This is a genomic window from Nocardioides sp. F233 (assembly GCF_057813895.1).
In genome coordinates, this window is sequence record NZ_JBVASH010000030.1 from 1 (window position 1) to 294 (window position 294).

A 294-nucleotide genomic window follows, 5' to 3' on the forward strand; every position below is an offset into this window, starting at 1 on the left:
CCGCCAGGCCAGCCAGAGCACGAGCAGGCCGGCGAGCAGGAAGAGCGCGGCGATCGACGCCGCGGCGTACGGGTGCTCGATCGCGAAGGCGACCACGGCCAGCACCGCGATGTCCTCGCCTATGCTGAGGCCGATGTTGCTGAACGGCTCCGGCACGGTGTTGACCGCCATCCGGGTGCCGGTCTTGACCGAGTGCGCGGCCAGCGCGCTGCCGCCACCGACCGTGCCTCCGACCAGCTCGCTGAACGAGCCCGAGTCACCGGCGATGAGCACGCCGACCGCGCCACCCACGAC

At 72.1% G+C, this 294-nt stretch carries 1 protein-coding gene; it reads right to left on the reverse strand.

What is annotated here, in order from left to right; all coding sequences use genetic code 11:
- Nucleotides 1-294, reverse strand: a 294-nt coding sequence (locus ACZYRU_RS26940) for a DUF4126 domain-containing protein (RefSeq protein WP_488960181.1), incomplete at both ends; no start/stop codon positions are given.